Here is a 24,452-nt window from a genome sequence, read left to right as displayed (position 1 = left end):
TGGCATTTGGGCGATGGCGATTATCTATATCCGGTAGATGTTGAAAGCAATTTGAACGTCGGCGGGTATAAGGGGTGACAGTGACGAATCGAGTAGAACAACTGCGTCAGCAGTTAGCGCAGCGTATTTTAGTGTTGGACGGCGGTATGGGCACCATGATCCAGAGCTATCGGCTGGAAGAGCAGGATTACCGCGGTGAACGCTTTGCGGACTGGCAAAGCGATCTGAAGGGCAACAACGATCTGCTGGTGCTGACCAAACCGGAGGTGATCACGGCGATCCACAACGGCTATCTGGAGGCCGGCGCCGACATTCTGGAAACTAACACCTTCAACTCCACCCCGATTGCCATGGCCGACTACCATATGGAGTCGCTGTCTGCCGAGATTAACTATCAGGCCGCGTTGCTGGCCCGCGCCTGTGCCGATGAATGGAGCGCGCGTACTCCGGAACAACCGCGTTACGTCGCCGGGGTGCTGGGCCCGACCAACCGTACCGCTTCTATCTCACCCGATGTAAACGATCCGGCATTCCGTAATGTCTCTTTCGACCAGTTGGTGGACGCCTACCGTGAATCGACCCGTGCGCTGGTGGCGGGCGGCGTCGATCTGATCATGATCGAAACGATCTTCGATACCTTGAATGCCAAAGCTGCGGCCTTTGCGGTAGAAACCGAATTTGAAGCCTTGGGTGTGGCGCTGCCGATCATGATTTCCGGCACCATTACCGATGCTTCCGGCCGTACCCTGTCGGGCCAGACCACCGAAGCCTTCTACAACTCGCTGCGCCACGTTAAACCGCTGACCTTTGGCCTGAACTGTGCGCTCGGCCCGGATGAGCTGCGCCAATACGTGGCGGAACTGTCGCGCATTTCTGAAAGCTACGTGACCGCGCACCCCAACGCCGGTTTGCCCAACGCCTTTGGTGAATACGATCTGGATGCCGAAGAGATGGCCAAACAGGTCGGCGAATGGGCGCAGGCCGGTTTCCTGAATATCATCGGCGGTTGCTGTGGTACCACCCCGGCTCATATCGCCGCGATGGCGAAAGCGGTAGCCGGCGTGCCGCCGCGCAAGCTGCCAGAACTGCCAGTGGCCTGCCGGTTGTCCGGCCTGGAACCGCTGAATATTGATGCCAAATCGCTGTTTGTCAACGTGGGTGAGCGTACCAACGTTACCGGTTCGGCACGTTTCAAACGCTTGATCAAAGAAGAGAAATACAGCGAAGCGCTGGCGGTGGCGCGCCAGCAGGTGGAAAGCGGCGCGCAGATCATCGACATCAATATGGATGAGGGCATGCTCGACGCCGAAGCGGCGATGGTGCGCTTTCTCAGCCTGATTGCCGGTGAGCCGGACATTGCCCGCGTGCCGATCATGATCGACTCCTCCAAATGGAGCGTGATCGAAAAAGGCCTGAAATGCATTCAGGGCAAAGGCATCGTGAACTCGATCTCAATGAAAGAAGGCGAAGAAGCCTTTATCCATCATGCCAAACTGGTGCGCCGCTATGGTGCGGCGGTGGTGGTGATGGCGTTTGACGAAGTCGGCCAGGCCGATACCCGCGAGCGCAAGTTCGAGATCTGCCGCCGAGCCTATAAGATCCTCACCGAACGCGTCGGCTTTCCGCCGGAAGACATCATTTTTGACCCGAACATTTTTGCCGTCGCGACCGGGATCGAAGAGCATAACAACTATGCCGTCGACTTTATCGAAGCCTGCGGCGACATCAAAACTCATCTGCCACACGCGATGATCTCCGGTGGTGTCTCCAACGTGTCGTTCTCGTTCCGTGGTAACGATCCGGTGCGTGAGGCGATCCACGCGGTGTTCCTGTATCACGCCATCCGTAACGGCATGGATATGGGGATCGTCAACGCCGGGCAACTGGCGATCTACGACGATCTGAGTACCGAACTGCGTGAAGCCGTAGAAGACGTGGTGCTCAATCGCCGCCAGGATGGCACCGAGCGCTTGCTGGATCTGGCAGAAAAGTATCGGGGCAGCAAAGATAACGAAGTGGCGGTGCAGCAGGCGGAATGGCGCGGCTGGCCGGTGGCGAAACGCCTGGAATATTCACTGGTTAAGGGCATCACCGAGTTTATTGAGCTCGATACCGAAGAAGCGCGTCAGCAGGCGGATCGCCCGATCGAAGTGATCGAAGGCCCGCTGATGTCTGGAATGAACGTGGTAGGCGACCTGTTCGGCGAAGGGAAAATGTTTTTGCCGCAGGTGGTGAAATCCGCCCGCGTGATGAAGCAGGCGGTGGCTTACCTCGAACCTTATATTGAGGCCAGCAAGCAGAAAGGCACTACGGCGGGCAAAATCCTGCTGGCGACGGTGAAGGGCGACGTGCATGACATCGGCAAGAATATCGTCGGCGTGGTGCTGCAATGCAATAACTACGAAATTATCGATCTGGGCGTGATGGTGCCGACGGACAAGATCCTCAAGACCGCACGCGAGCAGAAGGTGGATATAATCGGCCTGTCTGGCCTGATCACCCCATCTTTGGATGAGATGGTAAACGTGGCGAAAGAGATGGAGCGCCAGGGCTTTACCCTGCCGCTGTTGATCGGCGGTGCCACCACCTCGAAAGCGCATACTGCGGTGAAAATCGAGCAGAACTACAGCGGCTCGACCACCTATGTGCAAAACGCCTCGCGTACCGTCGGCGTGGTGTCGGCGTTGCTGTCAGATACCCAGCGTGACGAGTTTGTCGCCCGCACGCGCAAAGAGTATGAAACCGTGCGTATTCAGCATGGGCGCAAAAAGCCGCGTACTCCACCGGTGAGTTTGCAGCAGGCGCGGGATAACGCCATGGTGCTGGATTGGGAGAACTACCAGCCGCCGGTGCCAAACAAGCTGGGCGTATTCCCGGTGACGGCGAGCATTAACCAGTTGCGTCACTATATCGACTGGACGCCGTTCTTTATGACCTGGTCGCTGGCGGGTAAATACCCACGCATTCTGGAAGATGAAGTGGTGGGTGAAGAAGCCAAACGCCTGCTCCAGGATGCTAACCAGATGCTGGATATGTTGGCGGAAAGCGGTAGCCTCAATCCGCGCGGTGTTTATGGCCTGTTCCCGGCCAACCGCGTGGGTGATGACGTGGAAGTCTATCGCGATGAAAATCGCGACGAGGTGCTGGTAGTGAGCCGTCACCTGCGCCAGCAGACCGAAAAAACCGATTTCCCTAACTACTGCCTGGCGGATTTCGTGGCACCGAAAAGCAGCGGCAAGGCCGACTACTTTGGCGCGTTTGCCGTCACCGGCGGGCTGGAAGAAGATGCGCTGGCGGCAGCCTACGACGCTAAACACGATGATTACAACAAAATCATGGTGAAAGCGTTGTCGGATCGTTTGGCGGAAGCCTTTGCCGAATACCTACATGAGCAGGTGCGTAAGCTGCATTGGGGCTTTGCGACGGATGAAAACCTGAGTAACGAAGAGCTGATCCGGGAAAATTATCAAGGCATCCGCCCGGCTCCCGGCTATCCGGCCTGCCCGGAACATACCGAGAAGGCCGAGATCTGGCAGTTGCTGGACGTTAACCGCCATACCGGCATGCAACTGACCGAATCCTTCGCCATGTGGCCGGGGGCGGCGGTTTCCGGTTGGTATTTCAGCCATCCGCAGAGCAAATATTTTGCCGTGGCGCAAATCCAGCGCGATCAGGTAGAAGATTACGCGGCGCGTAAAGGGATGAAAGTCAGCGAAGTTGAGCGCTGGCTGGCTCCTAACTTAGGATACGATGCGGATTAACAGGGTTTAGATCGCTTAATGTGGAAGCCAGAAGCCCCTTCTCTCTTTCGGAGAGGGGGTTGTCATTAACTGACCGGCTTGAATCATCGCGGGTTGTTTTTTAGGGGAACACCTTGTCTACTGTTGAACAGCAAAAAGGTGAATACCAGCAGGCTGGTGGCCCCTAGCCCCATCATCCACATGTTGTGATAGGCCTCAGCGGCGGGCAGCGTATCCTGCTAGTGGTAATGATTCTCAGCCAAAACGGAACTCAATGCCGTAGCCCGCATCGGGATAGCACCAGCGGGCAATGGTCTCCTCCCCGCACAGCAGGCGACAGGTACCACATTCCAGGCAACCCCGCACATCGAAGAACAGGCTGCCGTCCGGTTGGAGCTGGAAAAGCCCAGCCGGGCAGGCAATCACCAAACGCATCAGCATTTTACGATCGTGTGCACCGGCCAGAATAATGTGCGGTCGGGTATTATCCACCCGATAGTTATTGTGACTCTGATCGGGTTTATTCATAAACAACGCATTCCATTGACGGTATCTTTCAGCCATTGTCTCAGGCCAATACGGCGCGCATGCCGCCACAGCAGCTTGCGCAGTATGGAGGGCGCCGAGCCATTGACGTCGTTGCTTGCTCCCGCATTTAGCGAACAAGCTCGTCAGAATAACACCTGCTGCCACGACTTTATTGATTTTGCACAGTTTCTGCGCGATTGAGGCCGGTGGGTAAACCGATCGTTCCCACAGGTAAAGCAGAGCTGTGTTCATCATCAGAGCCGAAATGTAATAAAACCGCTGTTTTTTTATACTGACATATAATTATCACAATTGTCCGCTATACCCTTCTTACCCGCAGTTGCAGCTTGGGGTATAGGTTCTTGCTGGAATCATCCAGCTCATCTCACACCATCACACCACCTGGAGCATCAGTTATGAAACGTTTGTGCGCTTGCGTGTTAACCAGTGCCATTGCGCTGACCAGCCAGATGAGCTGGGCCGCTGACAGCGATCTGGCCGCGCTGATTCAGGCGGCCAAGAAGGAAGGGGAAGTGAATAGCGTTGGCATGCCGGACAGCTGGGCTAACTGGAAAGGAACCTGGGCCGATCTGCAAAGTCAGTATGGCCTGAAGCATATGGATACCGATATGAGTTCGGCGCAGGAGATCGCCAAGTTTGATGCCGAAAAAGGCAATGCTACGGCGGATATTGGCGATGTGGGAGCGGCTTTCGGCCCGATCGCGGTGCAAAAAGGCGTAACCCAGCCGTATAAACCCACCACCTGGGCGCAGATTCCTGTTTGGGCGAAAGACCAGGATGGCCATTGGGCGTTGGCCTATACCGGCACTATCGCCTTTATCGTCAACAAACAGCAGGTGCCGGATATTCCGCGCAGCTGGGCCGATCTGTTGAAAGGTAACTACCAGGTCACTATCGGCGATGTGGGTACTGCATCGCAGGCCGCCAGCGGCGTATTGGCGGCAACCTATGCCATGGGCGGTGACGAGAAAAACCTCAAGCCGGGGCTGGAGTTCTTCGGCAAGCTGGCCAAAGCCGGGCGGCTGAGCATGACCAACCCGGTGATTGCGTCATTGGAAAAAGGTGAAGTGCAGGTGGGCGTGGTGTGGGACTTTAACGGCCTGAACTACCGCGATCAGATCGATAAAACCCGTTTCGAAGTACTGATCCCGTCTGACGGCTCCATCACCTCCGGTTATACCACCGTCATCAATAAATACGCCAAACACCCGAATGCCGCCAAACTGGCGCGCGAATATATCTTCTCAGATGCAGGCCAGATCAACCTGGCGCGCGGCTATGCCCGCCCGATCCGCGCTGAACATATTACGCTGCCGGACGACGTAAAGGCCAAGCTGCTACCGGCGGAACAGTATAAAAATGCCCACCCGATTGCCGATCTGGCTGCCTGGGAAAAGAGCGCCAAACTGCTGCCACGCCTGTGGCAGGAAAACGTCATTATGCAGATGCAACAGTGAGTTAACGTATTATGAAGACGATCCTCGTACTGCTGGATGGCCTCAACTATCAGGTAGCCCATGATGCTATGGGCTATCTCCAGGCGGAATGTGTGGCAGGGCGCGGGCGGTTGTATCTGATGGAGAGCGAGTTGCCCTCGCTCTCCCGGCCGTTGTATGAATGCATTCTCACCGGCGTAACGCCGGTAGAAAGCGGTGTGGTACACAATCAGGTATCGCGGCTGTCGCGGGAGAAAAGCGTATTTCACTATGCGCGTGCCGCCGGGTTGACCACTGCGGCAGCGGCCTATCACTGGTTCAGCGAACTGTATAACCGCACGCCATTCGATGCCGCCCGCGATCGCCATACCGATGACCCGGCATTGCCGATCCAGCATGGTCATTTCTATTACGACGATTGCTACCCGGATTCACATCTGTTTGACGATGCGGAAAATCTGCGCCGTCGTTACCATCCTGATTTTCTGCTGATCCATCCGATGAATATTGATGATGCCGGGCATCGCCATGGGCTGTCTTCCCCCCAATATCGCAATGCTGCCCGCAATGCCGACGGCCTGTTGGCACGCTATCTGGCGGATTGGCTGGCAGCGGGTTATCAGGTGATGATCACCGCCGATCACGGCATGAATGACGATCATAGCCACGGCGGGGTATTGCCGGAAGAGCGGCAGATACCGCTGTTTGTGTTTGGGGAGGCATTCAGCCAGAACGATGCCAATCCGCAACAGACCGAGCTGTGCGGCACCCTGTGCGAGCTGTTGCAGGCGGTACACGACAAGCCTCGCTGCCGGGCGTTGCTGGCATGAAGGTGAAGAGATGAAAGCCAAGTGGATTGCTGCGCTGTGCCTGCTGCCGTTTATCGCGCTGTTTGGCGCGTTTCAGATTGTCCCGCTGATATGGATTGCGGTCAGCAGCTTTTTCAGTGAAAGCAGCGGCTGGGGCTGGGGTAACTATGTTGATGTGCTGACCTCGCCGTTTTACCTACAGGCATTCCAGTTCTCGCTGGAGATCTCATTGTGGTCAAGCGTTTACGGTTTGCTGATCGCGTTAGTGGGCAGTTACTCACTTCGCCAGCTAGGCCCAACCCGGCTGCATGATTTTGTGATGTCATTTACCAATATGACCAGCAACTTTGCCGGAGTACCGCTGGCGTTCGCGTTTGTCATTCTGCTGGGGCTGAATGGTTGCCTGACCCTATTGCTGCACAAGTGTGGCCTGATGGACAGTTTTAACCTCTATTCGAAAAGCGGGCTGATTGTGCTTTACACCTACTTCCAGATCCCGCTTGGTGTGTTGCTGCTGTATCCGGCGTTTGATGCGCTGCGTGAGGACTGGCGCGAGTCTGCGGCGTTGCTGGGGGCAGGGCCATGGCACTTTTGGCGCTATATCGGCCTGCCGGTATTGGCACCGGCGCTGATGGGCACTTTCGTCATTCTGCTGGCCAACGCTCTAGGGGCCTACGCCACGGTGTATGCGTTGACCACCGGTAATTTCAACGTGATCCCGATCCGTATTTCAGCGCTGGTGGCCGGGGATATTTCTCTCGATCCGAACCTGGCCAGCGCGCTGGCCATGATGCTGGTGGTGATGATGGGATTTATCACGGTGGTGCATCAATGGCTCCTACGCAGGAGTTACCTTAATGCACGTTTGTGAGTTGGCAGGGGATGTCTATGCGGCGTTTTGAAACGGTTTATCACCGGGTGGTGGTGACCCTGTTATTTCTGATCCTGCTGCTGCCCTTGGCGGCGACGCTGGTGTATGCCCTAGCGACGCAGTGGGGCGCGACCATTTTGCCGGAGGGTTTTACCCTGAAGTGGCTGGTGGCGTTATGGAGCGATCCGCGCTTTCTACAGGCGCTGTGGCACTCACTGCTGATCTGTTTCGGCACGTTGGTGCTGGCGGTGGTGGTGATCCTGCCGCTGATGTTTGTGATTGCTTACTATTTTCCTAAGCTGGATGCGGTGATGAACGTGCTGATCCTGCTGCCGTTTGCCGTGCCGCCGGTGGTGTCCTCTGTGGGTTTGATGCAGCTATTTGCTGCCGATCCGCTGCCGCTGCTGGGCACACCCTGGATCCTGATTGGCTGCTATTTCACCATCGCTCTGCCGTTTATCTACCGCGCCATCAGCAACAATATGCAGGCAATCAACCTGCGCGATCTGATGGATGCCGCCCATCTACTGGGGGCCAGTACCTGGCAGGCGGCGTTGCTGGTGGTGCTGCCAAACTTGCGCAAAGGCGGGATGATCGCAGTGCTGCTGTCGTTCTCATTTCTGATTGGTGAGTTTGTATTCGCTAACCTGCTGGTCGGCAGCCAGTATGAAACGCTGCAGGTTTACCTGTTCAATATGCGTAATGGCAGCGGCCACTTCACCAGCGCGTTGGTCATCTCTTATTTTGCCGTGGTGCTGCTCGTCACCTGGCTGGCCAATCTGCTGAATAAAACCAGGGGTTAATCATATGGCTTATCTCAACGTCACTCGCCTTAACAAACACTATGGTCACACCCAGGTATTTCACGATATCGATTTCAGCGCCGAAGAGGGTGAGTTTGTCACCCTGCTTGGGCCCAGCGGCTGCGGTAAATCGACATTGCTACGTTGCCTGGCAGGGCTGACTCCGGTGGATAGCGGGCAGATCCTGCTGCAAGGTCAGGATCTGGTGCCTTTGCCACCGCAAAAGCGCGGTATCGGCATGGTATTCCAGAGCTACGCGCTGTTCCCCAATATGACCGTAGAAGGTAACGTGGCCTTTGGCCTGAAGATGCAGAAGCTGCCCGCCGAGCAGATCCGCCAGCGGGTACAGGAGGTGCTGGCACTGGTGGAGTTAACCGAACTGGTGAAGCGCTACCCGCATCAGCTCTCTGGTGGCCAGTGCCAACGCGTGGCGCTGGCGCGCTCGCTGGTAACGCGGCCACGCCTGCTGCTGCTGGATGAGCCGCTGTCGGCATTGGACGCCCGCATTCGCAAACATCTGCGTGAGCAAATCCGCCGTATCCAGCGTGAACTGAACCTGACGGCGATTTTTGTCACCCACGATCAGGAAGAAGCGTTAACGCTTTCCGATCGCATCGTGTTGATGAACAAAGGGGAGATTGTGCAAAGCGGCAACGCAGAAACGCTGTATACCCAACCGGCCAATGCCTTTGCCGCCGGGTTTATTGGCAGTTACAACCTGTTGAGTGCTGAACAGGCGCAGGCTCTGACCGGGCGAACCTACCGTGGGCAAGTGGCGATCCGCCCGGAATCGATCCAATTGCTGCCCGCTGGGGAAGGGATTGCCGCCGTCGTTCTCCACCACAGCCTGTTGGGCAATGTGGTGCGTTATCGCGTTCGGGCCCATGGCGTTGAGCTGTGGGTGGACGTGCTCAATCGTTCCATTGCCGATTTGCGCGCCAATGGCAGTGAAATTGGGTTACAATTAGAAATAGTAACATTACGCGAAGTTGCATGATTTTGTCGCGATCTTCAACGATAACAACAGGATGATAACCCATCGCAGCGTGATGCTTCTTTTCGGCGAACTGCGTTTTATCGTCGCGCCTATCGGTGGGAAATCACTGCTGCAACAACAATGACTTTAGGCCTGTGACTTGCCGGGCGTTAATGGAGTACTCCGTCTGTGTTAACCCTTCTTCACCTGCTTTCCGCTATCGCCATGCTGGTGTGGGGTACCCACATCGTACGTACCGGGATTATGCGGGTTTATGGCGCTAACCTGCGTCAGGTGCTGAGCCACAGCGTAGAGAAAAAGCCGCTGGCTTTTATGGCCGGGATCGGCGTCACCGCGCTGGTGCAGAGCAGCAATGCCACGGCGTTGCTGGTCACCTCTTTTGTCGCTCAAGGGCTGGTGGGCCTGGGGCCTGCGCTGGTGATCATGCTTGGTGCCGATGTCGGTACCGCAATCATGGCGCGTGTGTTGACGTTCAATCTTTCCTGGCTTTCGCCGCTGCTGATTTTTGTCGGCGTGATCGTATTTCTCAGCCGCAAGCAGACTCGTGTCGGGCAGATGGGGCGTGTGGCCATCGGCCTGGGCCTGATCGTGCTGGCACTGGAACTGATTGTGGCCGCCGCTACGCCGATTACCCAAGGGTATGGCGTGAAGGTGCTGTTCTCATCGCTGACCGGTGATGTGATGCTCGACGCGCTGATTGGCGCGCTGTTTGCCGTCGTCAGCTATTCCAGCCTGGCGGCGGTGCTGTTGACTGCTACTCTGACCGCGTCCGGCGTGATTTCCCTACAGGTTGCGCTCTGCCTGGTGATTGGGGCCAACCTGGGCAGTGGCCTGTTGGTCACCCTCAACACCGGTGGGCAAAATGCCGCTGCGCGCCGTGTGGCACTCGGCAGCCTGTTGTTCAAGCTGCTGGGCTGCGCATTGGTACTGCCGTTTGTCTCTGTTCTGGCAAAGGGTATCGAAGGATTGCCGGGCGCTGCGGAAGAATTGGTGATCTATTTCCACATGTTCTACAACCTGATTCGCTGCCTGTTGCAGGTGCCGTTGTCAGGGCCGATGGCGCGTCTGTGTGAGCTGTTGATTGCTGATGTGCCCGAGGTAGACCCCCGCTTGCGGCCACGCCATCTTGACGCCAGTGCGCTGGATACTCCCTCTCTGGCGCTGGTTAATGCGGCGCGGGAAACCCTGCGCATGGGGGATGTGATCGAGCATATGATGATTCTGCATGGCGAGGTGCTGCACGGTAAGCTTGGCCAGAATAAGGAAGTTCGCCGCCTGGATGATGATGTGCACGTGTTGTACACCGCGATAAAACTCTATCTGGCACAGATTCAGAAAGAGGATTTGGGCGAGGCGGATTCGCGCCGTTGGGCGGAGATTATCGAAATGGCGCTCAACCTGGAACAGGCAGGCGATATTATCGAGCGTATGGCCAATGATGTGGCGGATAAATCGCGCGGTTCACGAAATTCGTTCTCCGCTGAAGGCCTGGCAGAGTTGGATACGTTACACGAAAGGTTGACCGGCAACCTGCGGCTGAGTATGTCGGTATTTATCGCCGGGGACATCACCAGCGCCAAGCGCTTGCGCCGCTCCAAACACCGTTTCCGTATTCTGGATCGTCGCTATGCGCATGCTCATGTTGAACGTCTGCATCAGCAAAACATACAAAGCATAGCCACCAGTGCGCTGCATCTGGGCCTGCTGGGGGATATGAAGCGGCTTAACTCGCTGTTTTGCTCGGTAGCCTATAACGTGCTTGAGCAAGATGAAAAAGACGACGATCGTGATTGGGAAGAGACCCCCAGCACAAGGTAAAAAGGGCCGGAGACGGCCCCTTGGCGAGAGTTACTCTTTCTTGGTGGGGCGGCCAGACCAGTAACCGGCCAGCAGGGAGCCGGAAAGGTTATGCCACACCGAGAATAGCGCGCCGGGCAATGCCGCCAGCGGTGAGAAATAAATCTTGCCCAGCGTGGCCGCCAGCCCAGAGTTCTGCATGCCCACTTCAATCGCCAACGTGCGGCAGGTGGATTCATCGAAGCCGAACAGTTTGCCGCCCCAGTAACCACTCAGCAACCCGATGCCGTTATGCAGGATCACCGCCACAATCACCACCAGCCCAACCGAAGCGATATGGCTCTGGCTGCCCGCCACTACCGCGCTGATGATGGTCACGATACAGACCATCGACAGCGCAGGCAGGAACGGCTCAACGCGCTTCACCGTTTTGGTAAAAGTATGGTGGATGATCAGGCCAAGACCGATTGGGATCACCACGATCTGCAGGATGCTTAACAACATCCCCATAATATCGACGCTGATTTTGGCATCGACATACAGGCGCGTCAGCAGTGGTGTGGCAAACACGCCAACCAACGTAGACACCGCAGAAATGGTCACCGACAAGGCCACGTCGCCCTTTGCCAGATAAATGATCACGTTGGACGCCGTACCGCTGGCGACGCTGCCCACCAGCACCATACCGGCGGAGAGATCCGGCGGCATACGGAACAGTATCGCCAGGATCCACGCCGCCAGCGGCATGATCAGGTAATGCAGGAAGATCCCGGCGGCTACCGGGCCGGGGCGCGACAGCACGCGTTTGAAATCACCCAGACGCAGCGTCACGCCCATGGCGAACATAACCAGCATCAGCAGCGGGCTGATGTAGGGGCTGATGCCCGTGAAGGTGGCAGGGGTGTAGTAAGCCGCGACGGAAAGCAGCACGGCCCACAGCGGGAAAAAACGGGTTATTTTTGCCAGCATTGATAGTGTTTCCCTTCACAAGGCATCTAGTCGTCGTGTTATTCAAACAGGTTGCGGTGCAGCGTTCGTACCACTTGTTCTGCATCGTCACCCGGTACCAGGAAGCACAGATTATAGCTGCTGGCCCCGTAGCAGATCATGCGGATATTGAACGGATCCAGCACGCCGAACACCTCTTTGCCCACGCCGCAAGCTTGGGAAAGCTTGTTACCGATTAAGGCAACCAACGCCAGATTCTCTTCCACCTCAACCCGGCACAGCGAAGATAGATCGGTGAGCAGGGAAGTGGTCAGCAGGCTGCCGCCGGTTGAGGTAGGGCCGGTGGTATCCATGGTTAGCGCAATGCTGACTTCGGAAGTGGTGATCAGATCGACAGAAATATTATGGCGCGCCAGAATGTTAAACACTTCCGCCAAGAAACCGCGTGCGTGCAACATGTTCAGGCTGTGCAGCGTCAGCAGCGTTTGCTTGCGGCGCAGTGCCAGCGCACGGAACAGCGGTGGGTTTTCGGTGGTGTTGCACACCAGCGTGCCACCTGCGGCGGGATCTTTGCTCGAGCCGACAAACACCGGGATATCACTGCGCACGGCGGGCAGCAGCGTTGCCGGATGCAGCACTTTCGCACCAAAGGTGGCCATTTCTGCCGCTTCTTCGAAGGCGATTTTATCGATGCGCTTGGCGGCAGGCACCACGCGCGGATCGGTGGTGTAGATGCCCGGTACGTCGGTCCAGATATCCACGCGGCTGACGTTCAGCGCTTCCCCCAGCAGGGCGGCGGTGTAGTCGCTGCCGCCGCGGCCTAGCGTGGTAGTGCGGCCTTTCGCTTCGCTGCCAATAAAGCCTTGGGTAATGATCAGGGCTTCCTGCAGGCGCGGTTTCAACAGCGTTTGGGCCAGTTCCGTTAATGCCGCATTGTCTGGTACCGCACGGCCAAAATGATCGTCGGTGCGCATCACTTTGCGCACGTCGAACCACTCCGCCTGTACGCGGCGCTGGCGCAGGATCTCAACAAACAGCAGGGTGGACATCAGTTCGCCATGGCTGACCAGTTCATCGGTCAATGCGGGGGAGGTGGCCAATGCCGCGGCTTCCGACAGCATGGCGATGTTTTCCAGCATGCGGTCGATTTCATCACGGATCACCGCCGGATTATCGAGGCGTTCGAGGATGGCATATTGAATACGGCGAATTTCATCGAGCTGGTAGGTGCGTTTCTCGGTGTTGCAACCTTCAGCCAAGGCCACCAGCAGGTTGGTGATGCCGGCAGAGGCGGAAAGGACCACCAGGCGCACGTTAGGATTGGACAGCACGACATCGGCACTGCGGTTCATCGCGTCGAAATCTGCCACGCTGGTACCGCCGAATTTTGCCACTACGGTATTGTTCAGGGATGCTGCTTGAATCATGTAAAACCTCGTGTCAGGGATGCCATATCATGATGGCAATTGATTTCCATAGCCTTGGCACAAGGGAAGAGCGGTAAACAGGGAGCAAGCGTAGAGGTTAAGACTACGGTACACCCAGAAGCGCCCCACCTTGCTGAACCCCCTTGCAGGGTGTTCCATGGTGACAACTCAGGGGATTCAGCCCCTGTAGCCGACGTGATGATTGCCGCATTCACCGCGCCTCGGCGTCGCTCCCCCTCAAATGTCGTCATCGGATAACGGCTCCTCTGACACTCTACCTGGGCGACGCGCCTCTTCTGGCTTGCGCACCGGGTGCGCAAGTAGGATGTTAGGAATAACGGGTTTACGTGCCGCTGTCAACGAGCAAACGTTGAGGGATCTTCATCTTGTCAGCGTACGGGGCATCTTGCGAACTGATCGATGGCTAAACTGTGGGTGTTTGGCACCGTTTTTATCGCGGTGATAACGGGTTGTTACCTGAAAGACAGAGGGTTTGTTGTGGAAAGGTAAAAAGAGAGCGTTCCGGTTTGACAGTTAATCCCTATCGCAAGAAAAGAGATCGTAATCACAGGTGAACAGGCTACAATCGGCCAATCACCTCCCTTCATTCTCAAGCATAAGAGCGTTGCTATGAAAAATATTAATCCTAGTCAAACCACTGCTTGGCAAGCCCTGCAGCAACATTTTGAACAGATGAAAGACGTACAGATCGGTGATCTGTTTGCTCAGGATAGCGAGCGTTTCTCCAAGTTCTCTGCCACGTTTAACGATCAGATGCTGGTGGATTACTCCAAAAACCGCATCACCGCAGAAACCCTGGAAAAACTCCAGGCGCTGGCCAAAGAGACCGACTTGCAGAGCGCAATCAAGTCGATGTTCGCCGGTGAGAAGATCAACCGTACTGAAGATCGCGCCGTACTGCATGTGGCGCTGCGTAACCGCAGCAACACGCCAATCCTCGTTGACGGTAAAGACGTGATGCCGGAAGTGAATGCGGTGCTGGCAAAAATGAAACAGTTCTGTGACCGCGTGATTGGCGGTGACTGGAAAGGCTACACCGGCAAGCCGATTACCGACGTGGTGAATATTGGGATCGGTGGCTCTGACCTCGGCCCTTATATGGCGACCGAAGCGCTGCGTCCGTATAAAAATCATCTGAATATGCACTTCGTTTCCAACGTGGATGGCACCCACATTGCTGAAACGCTCAAGCCGTTGGATCCGGCCACCACGCTGTTCCTGGTCGCCTCTAAAACCTTCACCACCCAGGAAACCATGACCAACGCCCACAGCGCGCGCGATTGGTTCCTGAAAACCGCCGGTGATCAGAAACATGTGGCGAAGCATTTTGCCGCGTTGTCCACTAACGGAAAAGCGGTGGCCGAGTTTGGTATCGACACCGACAATATGTTCGAGTTCTGGGACTGGGTGGGCGGCCGTTACTCCCTGTGGTCGGCTATCGGCCTGTCTATTGCGCTGTCGCTGGGCTTTGATAACTTCGAGCAACTGCTGAGCGGTGCGCACGAGATGGATAAGCATTTTGCACAGACGCCTGCTGAGAACAACCTGCCGGTGCTGCTTGCGCTGATCGGCATCTGGTACAACAACTTCTTCGGCGCAGAAACCGAAGCGATTCTGCCATACGATCAATACATGCACCGTTTTGCTGCTTATTTCCAGCAGGGCAACATGGAGTCCAACGGTAAATATGTCGATCGCAACGGCAATCCGGTGGATTACCAGACTGGCCCAATTATCTGGGGCGAGCCTGGTACCAATGGGCAGCATGCGTTCTATCAGTTGATTCATCAGGGAACTAAACTGGTTCCTTGCGATTTTATCGCCCCGGCCATCAGCCATAATCCGTTAAGCGATCATCACGCCAAGTTGCTGTCGAACTTCTTTGCTCAAACGGAAGCGCTGGCGTTTGGCAAATCACTGGCAGCGGTAGAAGAAGAGTTCGCGGTACAGGGTAAAAAACCGGAAGAGGTCAAGCACGTCGCGCCATTCAAGGTGTTTGAAGGCAACCGCCCGACCAACTCTATCCTGCTGCGTGAAATCACCCCTTTCAGCCTGGGCAGCCTGATTGCCCTGTATGAACACAAGATCTTTACCCAAGGTGTCATCCTTAATATCTTCACCTTCGACCAATGGGGCGTGGAGTTGGGTAAACAACTGGCAAACCGCATTCTGCCAGAACTGGCGGGTAAAGAGGCCGTGGCGAGCCACGACAGTTCAACCAACGGTCTGATCAATCTTTTCAAAGCGTGGCGTTAAGCCTGTGGCTTGAAACCCGCCTGCAAGCGCTGGTGCGTTAGCCTAAAGGATGAGCCTCACTAATGAGGTTCATCCTTCCTAACATAAGTAAATTGGCAGAGTGCACAATTTATTTATGGCAAATGAGATACTCTGAACGCTAGTTTGACTAGATTCTATATTCTGAACAATTCGAGCTGTGGCAAGGTGATGACGTAGCGAGGCTACAGATAACCTGAGTGACAAAGTCAATGCCCATGCAACTTGACGATGACGGATATAGAGGATTCGTTCAGTTAGCATATAGTTGCGATATCAAATACTCCGGCTATAGTTGGTCTATATATTTAATGCGTAATAAATCTATTTTGTCAGAAATATAAGATTTATTATAGTGGTGAGCTTTTTCCTAAATTTCGTACGAAGTTTGTTTTTATTATTTATTATGTTATAAAAATTAAGTTTACTGGCTATACCCTTTTCCTTTAAAGCTGTAGGGTGTTAGTTGTAATCGACCTATCGGTGGCGTAGCCTCGGTGGGAACGTTACGGCTACAAGTTCGAAGGGTGTACTATAAGTTTAAGAAAGTGTTCTTTAAACACTTGATTTAATACTATTAAGAGGGTTGTGTATGAAAAAGGTATTGTGTCCGGTATTAGTCGCGCTTGCTTTGTTCGGTGCTTCCAATTCTTGGGGGGCTCCTTTTGTTGCTCTCGGGGCAAAAGGTAAGGCGGTCGCTGTAGGGACCAGTGCTGTTGCCATTGCTGCCGCGTGCGGTTTAGTTGCGGAAAACCAAGGTGGTGAGGATGGCATTTCAGCTACCACCACTACCACGACCAGAACGAAATAAACAGTAAAAGAGTAACCGCATAATAGCTACAGTGCTTGGTGTTGCAGGTAGTGAGTAGAGCCTGATTGGTTTAGTTGAGTCAACGGTTCTTCTGCCGCAACTTCAGGGACCAAGGATATAAAAGCGGTTATTCTTTTTTTTTATCTACGTGCCGGGATTGCTCAATTGCGCTATCTACCTTTGTTAATCATATGCTTATCCCTCCAGGCCTGTACCTCAGCCCAGAAAAACGTTAATGATGCAATTTATCATTTGGTGTTTGAGTCGTCGGACGTTGAACTGACAGACCAAGAAGTCCAGAGCCTATCCAGCCCTAGTGCGTATGTCCGTATTGACGATCAGCTACAGATTGTGATGGTGCTCGGGGCGTTTGAAAACGGCGAAGAGAAATGGGTGAGTCAGGACCGTACTCTGATGACGTTAAGAAACGGACGCGTGGTCAAAACGCTGGGGTGGAAGGATAATTTGCTCAGTGTGTCTAATCTTGAGCAGGATCCTTTGGCAGACCCACGGCGATTGGTCAATGGAGCACGTTGGTCATCTATGATCTCCTGGACAGAAGAAGGCCAGGCTCGCTCTGGTTACGCTGAATCTGTATTCCATCGATTAGAAGATAAACCTCTAGTTATCGGCGGTAAGAGCCAGAATTATCAGGTCATTGAAGAGACGGTTAATGTTGATGACTTGGGTAAAAGCTGGGTGAACCGCTTCTGGTTGGATCCGCAAACGGGCACGGTAGTTAAATCAGTGCAATTCATGGGCGCGGACTATTTCCCAATTGAGATTACATTGTTGAAGCAGAGGCATAATGAAAAAAATTAATCTGCTTTTGAGTGCACTCCTGTGCTTTTCGCTGAATTCTGCCAATGCAGAAAGTCGGGTAACCGTATTTTATCCGGACAAGGCGTCAGTCACGCTTAAAAATGTGCCCACGTTAGAGAACCTGGTGGTGGATAACCCGGCTTTGCAAGGCAAAATCTGGTGGCCAGGTGCGGCGATCGCAGAACAGAGTGCGACCCGGTTCGAACAGCAGAAGCAGCAGCAACTCTTAGCGCGCTTGAAGGCGCTAAGCGCGGTTTTGCGACAGGATGACGATACGTCTTTGGCGGCAACGGTGGACGCGGTGCATTCGCAACTTGCTGAACTTAACGTCATCGGTCGCCTGTTTGTTCCGCTTGATCCTGACATGATCCGCTTAGATCCGGTGCTTGATCGTCGGCTGCAGGGCGAATATCAGGTCTATGTCGCACCAGAGCCGAAAAGCGTCAGGCTGTTGGGCGCATTGGCACCGCATGGTAAACGTGATTTCTTACCGGGAAAAGATGTCAGTGACTATCTTATCGGGCTCCAGCCTCTTGAGGGGGCTGAACATGATACCGCCTGGATTATCACTCCACAGGGTGAGGTGAAGCCTGTCCCTATCGCTTACTGGAACCGGCGGCATAATGAAATGACGCCAGGGAGTCTTTTATTTCTGGGGTTTGCTGTTTCCGCATTGCCTGACGATTTCAAAGACATCAACGAGCAAATTATTTCGTTATTGACGCACCGGATGCCAGACTGATGAAAAAACGTTACTTATTTAGCTTGGTTGCGCTGTCTGTCGCCAACGCGTGTCAGGCGGCTTCATATCCTGCCCCATTAGGGCCATCTCAGACTGACTTCGGCGGCGCTGGTTTGCTGCAAACCCCGACTGCGCGTATGGCGAAAGAGGGCGAATTCAGTTTTAACTACCGTGATAATGACCAGTACCGCTTTTATTCGATTTCTGTTCAACCGATGCCATGGTTGGAAACTACTCTCCGTTATACCGATGTGCGAACGCGAAAATACAGTAATGACCCCTCATTCAGCGGTGATCAAACCTATAAAGACAAATCTTTTGATGTGAAGTTACGTCTTTGGGAAGAAGGATACTGGCTGCCTGAGATGGCTGTAGGGGTGCGTGACATCGGTGGTACCGGGTTGTTCGATGGTGAATACCTGGTGGCCAGTAAAGGGTGGGGACCTCTCGATTTTACTTTGGGTATGGGATGGGGCTATCTGGGTAACAGTGGTAATGTCAGGAACCCATTCTGTGATGCCAGCGATCGCTTTTGTACGCGTAACAACGTACATACGACGACTGGCGGAACTGTCAGCCTCAGTGAGTCTTTCCGCGGGCCTGCGGCGATTTTTGGCGGCGTAGAATATCAAACCCCTTGGCAACCACTGCGCCTGAAGCTGGAATATGAAGGGAACGATTATCAAGGTGATTTTGCCGGTAAGCTTAAGCAAGACAGTAAATTCAACTTCGGCGCGGTTTATCGCGTAACAAATTGGGCCGACGTCAATATGAGTTATGAGCGCGGTAATACCTTGATGGCTGGGTTTACCTTACGCACTAACTTTAATGAATTAACACCTTCTCATGTTGATCAATCAAAGCCCGCTTATCAGCCCGAGCCACAGGGCAGCGGGTTGCAGCAGGATGTGGTCGCCAACCAGCTTTCTGCGCTTGAAGATCAAGCGGGTTTCTCTGCACCTAAGATTCAGGTGAAAGATAATACGCTGTACATGACCGGAACCCAGTCTAGGTATCGCTATAGCGAAGATGGGGTCGAGCGGGCCAACATTATTCTGATGAATCATCTTCCAGAAGGTGTTGATACGCTGGCGGTAACCGAGACGCGTTATAATTTACCGCAGGTGACCACCAAGACCGATGTCAACAGTTTACGTGCGCAGTTGGAAGGATATCCACTGGGGCATGAACAAACGTTGCAGCAAAAACGTCTTGAACCGTTATTGCCAGAAAATACCGATCAAGGCTATTACATTGAAAATGACAGGTTTGGTTTCAGCCTTTCACCGACGTTAACCCAGTCTGTGGGTGGTGCAGAGTCATTTTACATGTATCAGATTGGTTTGTTAGGGAGCGCCAACTGGTGGGTAACAGACCACTTGTTAACCAGCGGCGGCATTTTTGCTAACCTTGCGAACAACTACGATAGATTTAACTACACAGCGCCACCTCCAGACTCCCAATTGCCACGTGTTCGTACGCATATTCGTGAATACGTTGGCAACGATGTGTATCTCAACGATCTCCAAGCCAACTACTTCCAATCTTTTGGTGATGGTATCTATGGCCAAGTGTATGGCGGATATCTGGAAAGCATGTTCGGCGGCGTCGGTGCGGAAATGCTGTATCGTCCGTTAGACACTGATTGGGCGGTCGGTGTTAATGCCAACTGGGTGAAACAGCGTGACTGGGAGGATATGATGCGTTTCGCTGATTATGATGCCGTTACCGGGCATGTCACCGGTTACTGGAAACCGCCTTTTGCTGATGGCGTGTTGGTGGCTTTGAGCGTAGGCCAGTATCTGGCTAAAGACAAAGGTGCGACGGTCGATCTGTCTAAACGCTTTGATAGCGGAGTTGTGGCGGGCGTTTACGCTACGTTTACCGATGTCACACGGGAAGAGTATGGTGAGGGTTCGTTTACCAAGGGCTTCTACATTTCCATCCCGCTGGAGTTGATGACCACTTCGCCTTCCCGCAGTCGTATGCAGGTCGGTTGGACCCCGCTTACCCGCGATGGTGGGCAAATGCTGGGCCGCAAATATCAACTGTATGGTTTGACGTCCGATCGGGATGTTCGCTTCCGTTAATCGTTTATCACTGCTCAATTTGGGGGATTTTTAATCCCCCAAAATCTCTCTGCTCCCCCCATCGCTCACACTACTCACTCGTTTTGCTTCTGCAGAGCAATTCAATTGTCCTATGGCTTCAGCCTGAAATCACAGACATAAAAATGGCGGCCTAGCGCAGGCCGCCCAAGACACAGGTATTGATCAGATTAAAGCAAAGTACATCAAACGTATTGCAGTAGACAAAAACACAGGATTTAACACTTACCGGGCCCGGCATCACCGAACCTGGTAATTTATCAGCCTTTCACACCGCCAGAAGTCAGGCCACCCACCAACCAGCGCTGTGCCAACAGGAACACGGCGGTAATCGGAATTGCTGACAGCACGGCGGCGGCGGCAAAGTCACCCCACAGGTAGTTTTGCGGGTTCAGGTATTGCTGCATACCGACGGCCAGCGTGTAGCTGTTTACATCACGCAACAACAGAGAAGCGACCGGAACTTCGGTGATCGCCGCAATAAATGACAGAATAAATACCACCGCCAGAATTGGCACTGAAAGCGGCAACAGCACCAGGCGGAATGCCTGCCACGGGGTTGCCCCATCCAGCGCAGCCGCTTCTTCCAACGAGTTGTCGATGGTTTCGAAGTAGCCCTTAATCGTCCAGACGTGCAGCGCTATGCCGCCCATATAGGCAAAAATCACGCCGCCATGGGTATTCAGGCCGATAAACGGAATGTATTGGCCCAAGCGGTCGAACAGGGCATACAACGCCACCAAGGACAGCACGGCCGGGAACATCTGGAAAATCAGCATGCTTTTCAGCAGGGTGCTTTTACCGCGAAAGCGCATGCGGGCAAAGGCGTAGGCGCAGGTAGTAGACAGCGTCACAATACCCACGGCGGTGATTGCCGCCACTTTAACCGAGTTCCACAGCCACAACAGCACCGGGAAAGGCGGCGGAGTGACCGTGCCGTCAGCATGGGTCACGCTCATACCGAGCGCCAATCGCCAGTGATCCCAGGAGATCTGATCCGGGATCAGGCTGCCGGTGGCGAAGTTCCCTGAACGCAGCGATATCGCGATAACCATCAGCAACGGGAACATGATCAGAGCGATAAAGCTCAGCATCAGAATATGGGTGATCAACAGACGCACGCGCTGTGATTTGGGTTGGACCATAGCCATTATCGTTCTCCCTTAGTCAAAATTCATCTTGCTGGCTTTCAGGTTCAAGATCGCCAGTGCGCCTACCAACAGGAAGATCAACGTAGCAATGGCCGCTGCCAAGCCAAAGTCCTGCCCGCCGCCGCCTTCAAAGGCTATGCGATAGGTGTAGCTCACCAACAGATCGGTATAACCGGCTGGCGTGGTGGTGCCAATCATGTCCGGCCCGCCACGGGTCAGCAGTTGGATCAGGACAAAGTTGTTAAAGTTAAAGGCAAAGCTGGCGATCATCAGTGGCGTCAGCGGTTTGATCAGCAACGGGAGCGTGATGCGGAAGAAGTTCTGCATCGGGGTGGCACCGTCCATTGCCGAGGCTTCGTACAAGTCGTCAGGAATGGCTTTCAGCAGCCCCATGCACAGGATCATCATGTACGGATAACCCAGCCAGGTATTGACGATCAGGATCATGCTCTTGGCGGTGATCGGATCGGTGAACCAAGCGGGTTTAATGCCAAACAGCGCGCTGAGCATCAGGTTGATCTCGCCGAAGCTCTGGTTGAACAAGCCTTTGAAGATCAGGATCGAAATAAAAGACGGTACGGCATAGGGCAGGATCAGCAGCACGCGGTAGACCGCTTTGCCCTTCAGCGCTTCCCACTGCACCACGCAGGCCAGCACCATACCGACTGCGACGGTGAAAATCACGGTCAGCACCGAGAAAATAATGGTCCAGACGAAGATCGAGACGAAAGGCTTCTGAATGCCTTCATCGTTCAGTACGCGCAGGAAGTTTTTCCAGCCGGTGGTGACGGTATAGCCTGGGCTGAGAGTATCTTTCGCCCAACTGCCGTCGGCATTAATCGCCTGATAGAAACCGATCTGCGGATTAGGGCGATATTGGACCTGGGTCTGATTGTCGGTCAGTATTTTGCCGTCTTTACCCAACGTATAAAGAGGGCTGGTGCCTGAGAACTGGCGCAGTGAACTCATTCGCAGCTCACCGCCGTCCGGTAATATTGCGACCATCAGGCTCAGCGCCTGGCGGTTTTGAGTAATCACCCGCAGCGTAGCGCGCTCGCTATCAGGGGCGGCACTTTCAGCGCTCAGTTTCAGCGTCTGCGGTTCACTGCTATTGAGACTGAACGGCTCAGAAATCAGTAATTGGCCGCTATCCGGGTGGGTTAACTGCATCAGCCACTGCTGGTTTTCCGTCGGATAGAGCTCGAAGGTAAAGGTTTTACCGGTCTGGAATTGGCGTTGCATCAGTACTGACTGAGCCCGCTCAAAGGTTAACTGGTTGGTACTGCTGTAGTTGGTAAACGCGATGGCGATGGTACAGATCAGCGGGAACAGGACGAACAGCCCCATCCCGGCGACCCCTGGGTACACATAGCGCCAGGCATAGGCACGACGATTGGCGAACACATACAGCCCGGCACTGACCAGCACCAGCGTCAGAATCGCGAACAGGTATTCTCCCTGTGCATACATCAACACAATCAGATAGCAAGTCACCAGGCTGAACAGGCCGACGAACAGCCATTTCAGAATATCACTTTGCCACCACTTCGATTTTTTTCGCGCGGGCAAACCGGCGTGAGCTAATTGCATAGGGAATTCCTTTCTGGGGTATTACAGCGGGATGCTGACCGCATCCCACACAGCTAAGGGCACGGTGGGCACAGAGCCCACCGATTGCCGGGTATTACTTGATGATACGGGCGTGTGCATCTTCCAGTGCGGCCATTACCGTCTGGCGCCCGGTAATGGCGTTGATCACGGCACTGCGCATCGCATACCAGAAGGTGCTCATCTGTGGGATGTTTGGCATGATTTCGCCGTTTTGCGCGTTCTTCATGGTGGCAGCAATGCGTGGATCTTTCGCAAGATGCTCCTGGAACGATTTCAGCGCCACGGCACCCAGCGGTTTGTCTTTATTGACGTCAGCCAGGCCCTGATCGGTGATCAGATAGTTTTCCAGGAATTCGGTAGCCAGTTCTTTGTTCGGGCTGGCGGCGTTGATGCCGGCGGTCAGTACACCGACGAACGGTTTAGACGGCTTGCCTTGGAAGGTTGGCAGCAGAGTCACGCCATAATTGATTTTACTCTGCTCGATGTTTGACCAGGCCCACGGGCCGTTGATGGTCATGGCGGTCTGGCCTTTATTGAATGCGCCTTCAGCAATCGAGTAATCGGTATCGGCGTTGATGTGCTTGTTTTTCACCAGATCGACGATGAATTGCAGGCCAGCTTGTGAACCCGCATTGGCTACGCCCACGTCTTTAACATCGTATTTGCCGTTTTCAAATTTAAAGGCATAACCGCCGTTGGCAGAGATAATTGGCCAAGTGAAGTAGGGTTCTTGCAGGTTCCACATGATGGCGCTCTTGCCTTTGGCGCGCAGCTCTTTATCCAGTGCCGGGATCTCTTCCCAAGTCTTTGGAGCGTCTTTGACCAGATCTTTGTTATAAATCAGTGACAGGGCTTCAACCGCGATCGGGTAACCGATCAGCTTGCCGTCAAAGCGAACCGCATCCCAGGTGAAAGGATAGATTTTTTCCTGGAAGGCTTTGGAAGGATGGATTTCTGCCAGCAGGCCAGACTGTGCGTAACCGCCAAAGCGGTCGTGTGCCCAGAAGATGATGTCCGGGCCGTCACCGGTCGCGGCAACCTGCGGGAATTTCTCTTCCAGTTTGTCCGGATGCTCAATGGTCACCTTAATGCCGGTGTCTTTCTCAAACTTTTTGCCAACTTCGGCCAGGCCGTTATAGCCTTTATCGCCGTTAATCCAGATAACCAGTTTGCCTTCTTCAATTTTGGCAAAGGCAGAAGAAGACAGCACCAGCGTGGTTAAGGCCGAAAGCGCCAGTATGCGTGCGCTTTTTTTCATTCTGAGATTCATAATTCCATCCTTTATGTAGGCACTGCGGTAAGGAGAGCAATTTCGCGCTCATAGTGGGTCACAACCGGATACTTTCTCATCCTCCCCCCGTCTACGCCCCACGCCTGAGTAGTGTGATCCAGCTAACATTGCGCCCTATTCTGTGGTGTCAGGCACATAAAGGGGGGGCGATTTTTGCAAAGGAGATCACAGATTTGCCCTATGCTGGGAACTTCGACCGGGAACCGTAGTTCCCTCATCCTCCCATCTCCTCCCCCATGAAAAA

Annotated in this window: 18 protein-coding genes, 1 pseudogene and 1 riboswitch; of the genes and pseudogenes, 12 read left to right on the top strand and 7 right to left on the bottom strand. The window is 54.2% G+C overall.

All coding sequences use genetic code 11. The features are described from left to right. Positions 1-80 precede the first annotated feature (80 nt). Positions 81-3,761: a methionine synthase gene (gene metH / locus ACX1CU_RS21795; RefSeq protein ID WP_459400299.1), complete on the top strand. Its 3,681-nt coding sequence runs from the start codon at positions 81-83 to the stop codon at positions 3,759-3,761. A gap of 83 nt (positions 3,762-3,844) precedes the next feature. On the opposite strand, the pseudogene ACX1CU_RS21790 reads toward metH, so the two are convergent. Both ACX1CU_RS21790 and ACX1CU_RS21785 read right to left on the bottom strand, forming a co-directional pair. Further along, a pseudogene (locus ACX1CU_RS21790) lies at positions 3,845-3,979 on the bottom strand (hypothetical protein); the annotation flags it as partial. 16 nt (positions 3,980-3,995) lie between these two features. After that, positions 3,996-4,268, bottom strand: coding sequence for a ferredoxin family protein (locus ACX1CU_RS21785; RefSeq protein ID WP_459400298.1), 273 nt, complete (start codon positions 4,266-4,268; stop codon positions 3,996-3,998). 416 nt (positions 4,269-4,684) lie between these two features. On the opposite strand from ACX1CU_RS21785, the gene ACX1CU_RS21780 reads away from it, so the two are divergent. The 6 genes from ACX1CU_RS21780 to ACX1CU_RS21755 all read left to right on the top strand — a co-directional run bounded on the left by ACX1CU_RS21780 (position 4,685) and on the right by ACX1CU_RS21755 (position 11,023). Then, positions 4,685-5,746, top strand: coding sequence for an ABC transporter substrate-binding protein (locus tag ACX1CU_RS21780; RefSeq protein WP_459400297.1), 1,062 nt, complete (start codon positions 4,685-4,687; stop codon positions 5,744-5,746). A gap of 11 nt (positions 5,747-5,757) precedes the next feature. Next, entirely contained in the window at positions 5,758-6,555 is a 798-nt protein-coding gene (locus tag ACX1CU_RS21775; RefSeq protein ID WP_459400296.1) for an alkaline phosphatase family protein, read from the top strand. 10 nt (positions 6,556-6,565) lie between these two features. Then, positions 6,566-7,405: an ABC transporter permease gene (locus ACX1CU_RS21770; RefSeq protein WP_459400295.1), complete on the top strand. Its 840-nt coding sequence runs from the start codon at positions 6,566-6,568 to the stop codon at positions 7,403-7,405. 17 nt (positions 7,406-7,422) lie between these two features. Next, entirely contained in the window at positions 7,423-8,208 is a 786-nt protein-coding gene (locus ACX1CU_RS21765; RefSeq protein ID WP_459400294.1) for an ABC transporter permease, read from the top strand. Positions 8,209-8,212: 4 nt separating this feature from the next. After that, positions 8,213-9,205: an ABC transporter ATP-binding protein gene (locus tag ACX1CU_RS21760; protein WP_459400293.1), complete on the top strand. Its 993-nt coding sequence runs from the start codon at positions 8,213-8,215 to the stop codon at positions 9,203-9,205. A 168-nt stretch (positions 9,206-9,373) separates the two neighbouring features. Then, entirely contained in the window at positions 9,374-11,023 is a 1,650-nt protein-coding gene (locus ACX1CU_RS21755; protein WP_459400292.1) for a Na/Pi cotransporter family protein, read from the top strand. 30 nt (positions 11,024-11,053) lie between these two features. On the opposite strand, the gene panS is transcribed toward ACX1CU_RS21755, so the two are convergent. Together panS and lysC are read right to left on the bottom strand one after the other, a co-directional pair. After that, complete coding sequence (gene panS / locus ACX1CU_RS21750; RefSeq protein WP_459400291.1) at positions 11,054-11,971, bottom strand: ketopantoate/pantoate/pantothenate transporter PanS; 918 nt, start codon at positions 11,969-11,971, stop codon at positions 11,054-11,056. Positions 11,972-12,009: 38 nt separating this feature from the next. After that, a complete protein-coding gene (gene lysC / locus ACX1CU_RS21745) occupies positions 12,010-13,377 on the bottom strand; it encodes a lysine-sensitive aspartokinase 3 (RefSeq protein WP_459400290.1) in 1,368 nt (455 codons plus the stop codon). A gap of 110 nt (positions 13,378-13,487) precedes the next feature. After that, positions 13,488-13,681, bottom strand: a riboswitch (Lysine riboswitch). A 326-nt stretch (positions 13,682-14,007) separates the two neighbouring features. Here lysC and pgi point away from each other — a divergent pair. From pgi to ACX1CU_RS21720, 5 genes are all read left to right on the top strand, one after another. Continuing rightward, complete coding sequence (gene pgi / locus ACX1CU_RS21740; protein ID WP_459400289.1) at positions 14,008-15,654, top strand: glucose-6-phosphate isomerase; 1,647 nt, start codon at positions 14,008-14,010, stop codon at positions 15,652-15,654. A gap of 610 nt (positions 15,655-16,264) precedes the next feature. Continuing rightward, complete coding sequence (locus ACX1CU_RS21735; RefSeq protein ID WP_459400288.1) at positions 16,265-16,483, top strand: hypothetical protein; 219 nt, start codon at positions 16,265-16,267, stop codon at positions 16,481-16,483. Positions 16,484-16,648: 165 nt separating this feature from the next. Further along, positions 16,649-17,305 carry a YjbF family lipoprotein gene (locus ACX1CU_RS21730; protein WP_459400287.1) on the top strand — a complete coding sequence of 219 codons (657 nt, stop codon included), beginning with the start codon at positions 16,649-16,651 and terminating at the stop codon, positions 17,303-17,305. Next, positions 17,292-18,047 carry a capsule biosynthesis GfcC D2 domain-containing protein gene (locus tag ACX1CU_RS21725; protein ID WP_459400286.1) on the top strand — a complete coding sequence of 252 codons (756 nt, stop codon included), beginning with the start codon at positions 17,292-17,294 and terminating at the stop codon, positions 18,045-18,047. Before ACX1CU_RS21730 ends, ACX1CU_RS21725 begins: the two co-directional genes overlap by 14 nt. After that, complete coding sequence (locus ACX1CU_RS21720; RefSeq protein ID WP_459400285.1) at positions 18,047-20,137, top strand: YjbH domain-containing protein; 2,091 nt, start codon at positions 18,047-18,049, stop codon at positions 20,135-20,137. The genes ACX1CU_RS21725 and ACX1CU_RS21720 overlap by 1 nt, the downstream gene beginning before the upstream one ends. Before the next feature lie 278 nt (positions 20,138-20,415). Here ACX1CU_RS21720 and malG read toward each other — a convergent pair whose 3' ends face one another. From malG to malE, 3 genes are all read right to left on the bottom strand, one after another. Further along, positions 20,416-21,306, bottom strand: coding sequence for a maltose ABC transporter permease MalG (gene malG, locus ACX1CU_RS21715; protein ID WP_459400284.1), 891 nt, complete (start codon positions 21,304-21,306; stop codon positions 20,416-20,418). 12 nt (positions 21,307-21,318) lie between these two features. Continuing rightward, a complete protein-coding gene (gene malF, locus ACX1CU_RS21710) occupies positions 21,319-22,896 on the bottom strand; it encodes a maltose ABC transporter permease MalF (RefSeq protein ID WP_459400283.1) in 1,578 nt (525 codons plus the stop codon). Positions 22,897-22,990: 94 nt separating this feature from the next. After that, positions 22,991-24,187, bottom strand: a complete 1,197-nt coding sequence (gene malE / locus ACX1CU_RS21705; RefSeq protein ID WP_459400282.1) for a maltose/maltodextrin ABC transporter substrate-binding protein MalE — start codon at positions 24,185-24,187, stop codon at positions 22,991-22,993. Positions 24,188-24,452 lie beyond the last annotated feature (265 nt).

It is taken from the genome of Serratia sp. D1N4 (assembly GCF_054552755.1).
This window is presented reverse-complemented; position numbering and strand designations above follow the sequence as displayed.

Coding starts and splice junctions, on each gene's coding strand:
- ACX1CU_RS21785 (WP_459400298.1), bottom strand. CDS start 4,268: ATGAATAAACCCGATCAGAGTCACAATAACTATCGGGTGGATAATACC.
- ACX1CU_RS21780 (WP_459400297.1), top strand. CDS start 4,685: ATGAAACGTTTGTGCGCTTGCGTGTTAACCAGTGCCATTGCGCTGACC.
- ACX1CU_RS21775 (WP_459400296.1), top strand. CDS start 5,758: ATGAAGACGATCCTCGTACTGCTGGATGGCCTCAACTATCAGGTAGCC.
- ACX1CU_RS21770 (WP_459400295.1), top strand. CDS start 6,566: ATGAAAGCCAAGTGGATTGCTGCGCTGTGCCTGCTGCCGTTTATCGCG.
- ACX1CU_RS21765 (WP_459400294.1), top strand. CDS start 7,423: ATGCGGCGTTTTGAAACGGTTTATCACCGGGTGGTGGTGACCCTGTTA.
- ACX1CU_RS21760 (WP_459400293.1), top strand. CDS start 8,213: ATGGCTTATCTCAACGTCACTCGCCTTAACAAACACTATGGTCACACC.
- panS (WP_459400291.1), bottom strand. CDS start 11,971: ATGCTGGCAAAAATAACCCGTTTTTTCCCGCTGTGGGCCGTGCTGCTT.
- lysC (WP_459400290.1), bottom strand. CDS start 13,377: ATGATTCAAGCAGCATCCCTGAACAATACCGTAGTGGCAAAATTCGGC.
- pgi (WP_459400289.1), top strand. CDS start 14,008: ATGAAAAATATTAATCCTAGTCAAACCACTGCTTGGCAAGCCCTGCAG.
- ACX1CU_RS21735 (WP_459400288.1), top strand. CDS start 16,265: ATGAAAAAGGTATTGTGTCCGGTATTAGTCGCGCTTGCTTTGTTCGGT.
- ACX1CU_RS21725 (WP_459400286.1), top strand. CDS start 17,292: ATGAAAAAAATTAATCTGCTTTTGAGTGCACTCCTGTGCTTTTCGCTG.
- ACX1CU_RS21720 (WP_459400285.1), top strand. CDS start 18,047: ATGAAAAAACGTTACTTATTTAGCTTGGTTGCGCTGTCTGTCGCCAAC.
- malG (WP_459400284.1), bottom strand. CDS start 21,306: ATGGCTATGGTCCAACCCAAATCACAGCGCGTGCGTCTGTTGATCACC.
- malF (WP_459400283.1), bottom strand. CDS start 22,896: ATGCAATTAGCTCACGCCGGTTTGCCCGCGCGAAAAAAATCGAAGTGG.
- malE (WP_459400282.1), bottom strand. CDS start 24,187: ATGAATCTCAGAATGAAAAAAAGCGCACGCATACTGGCGCTTTCGGCC.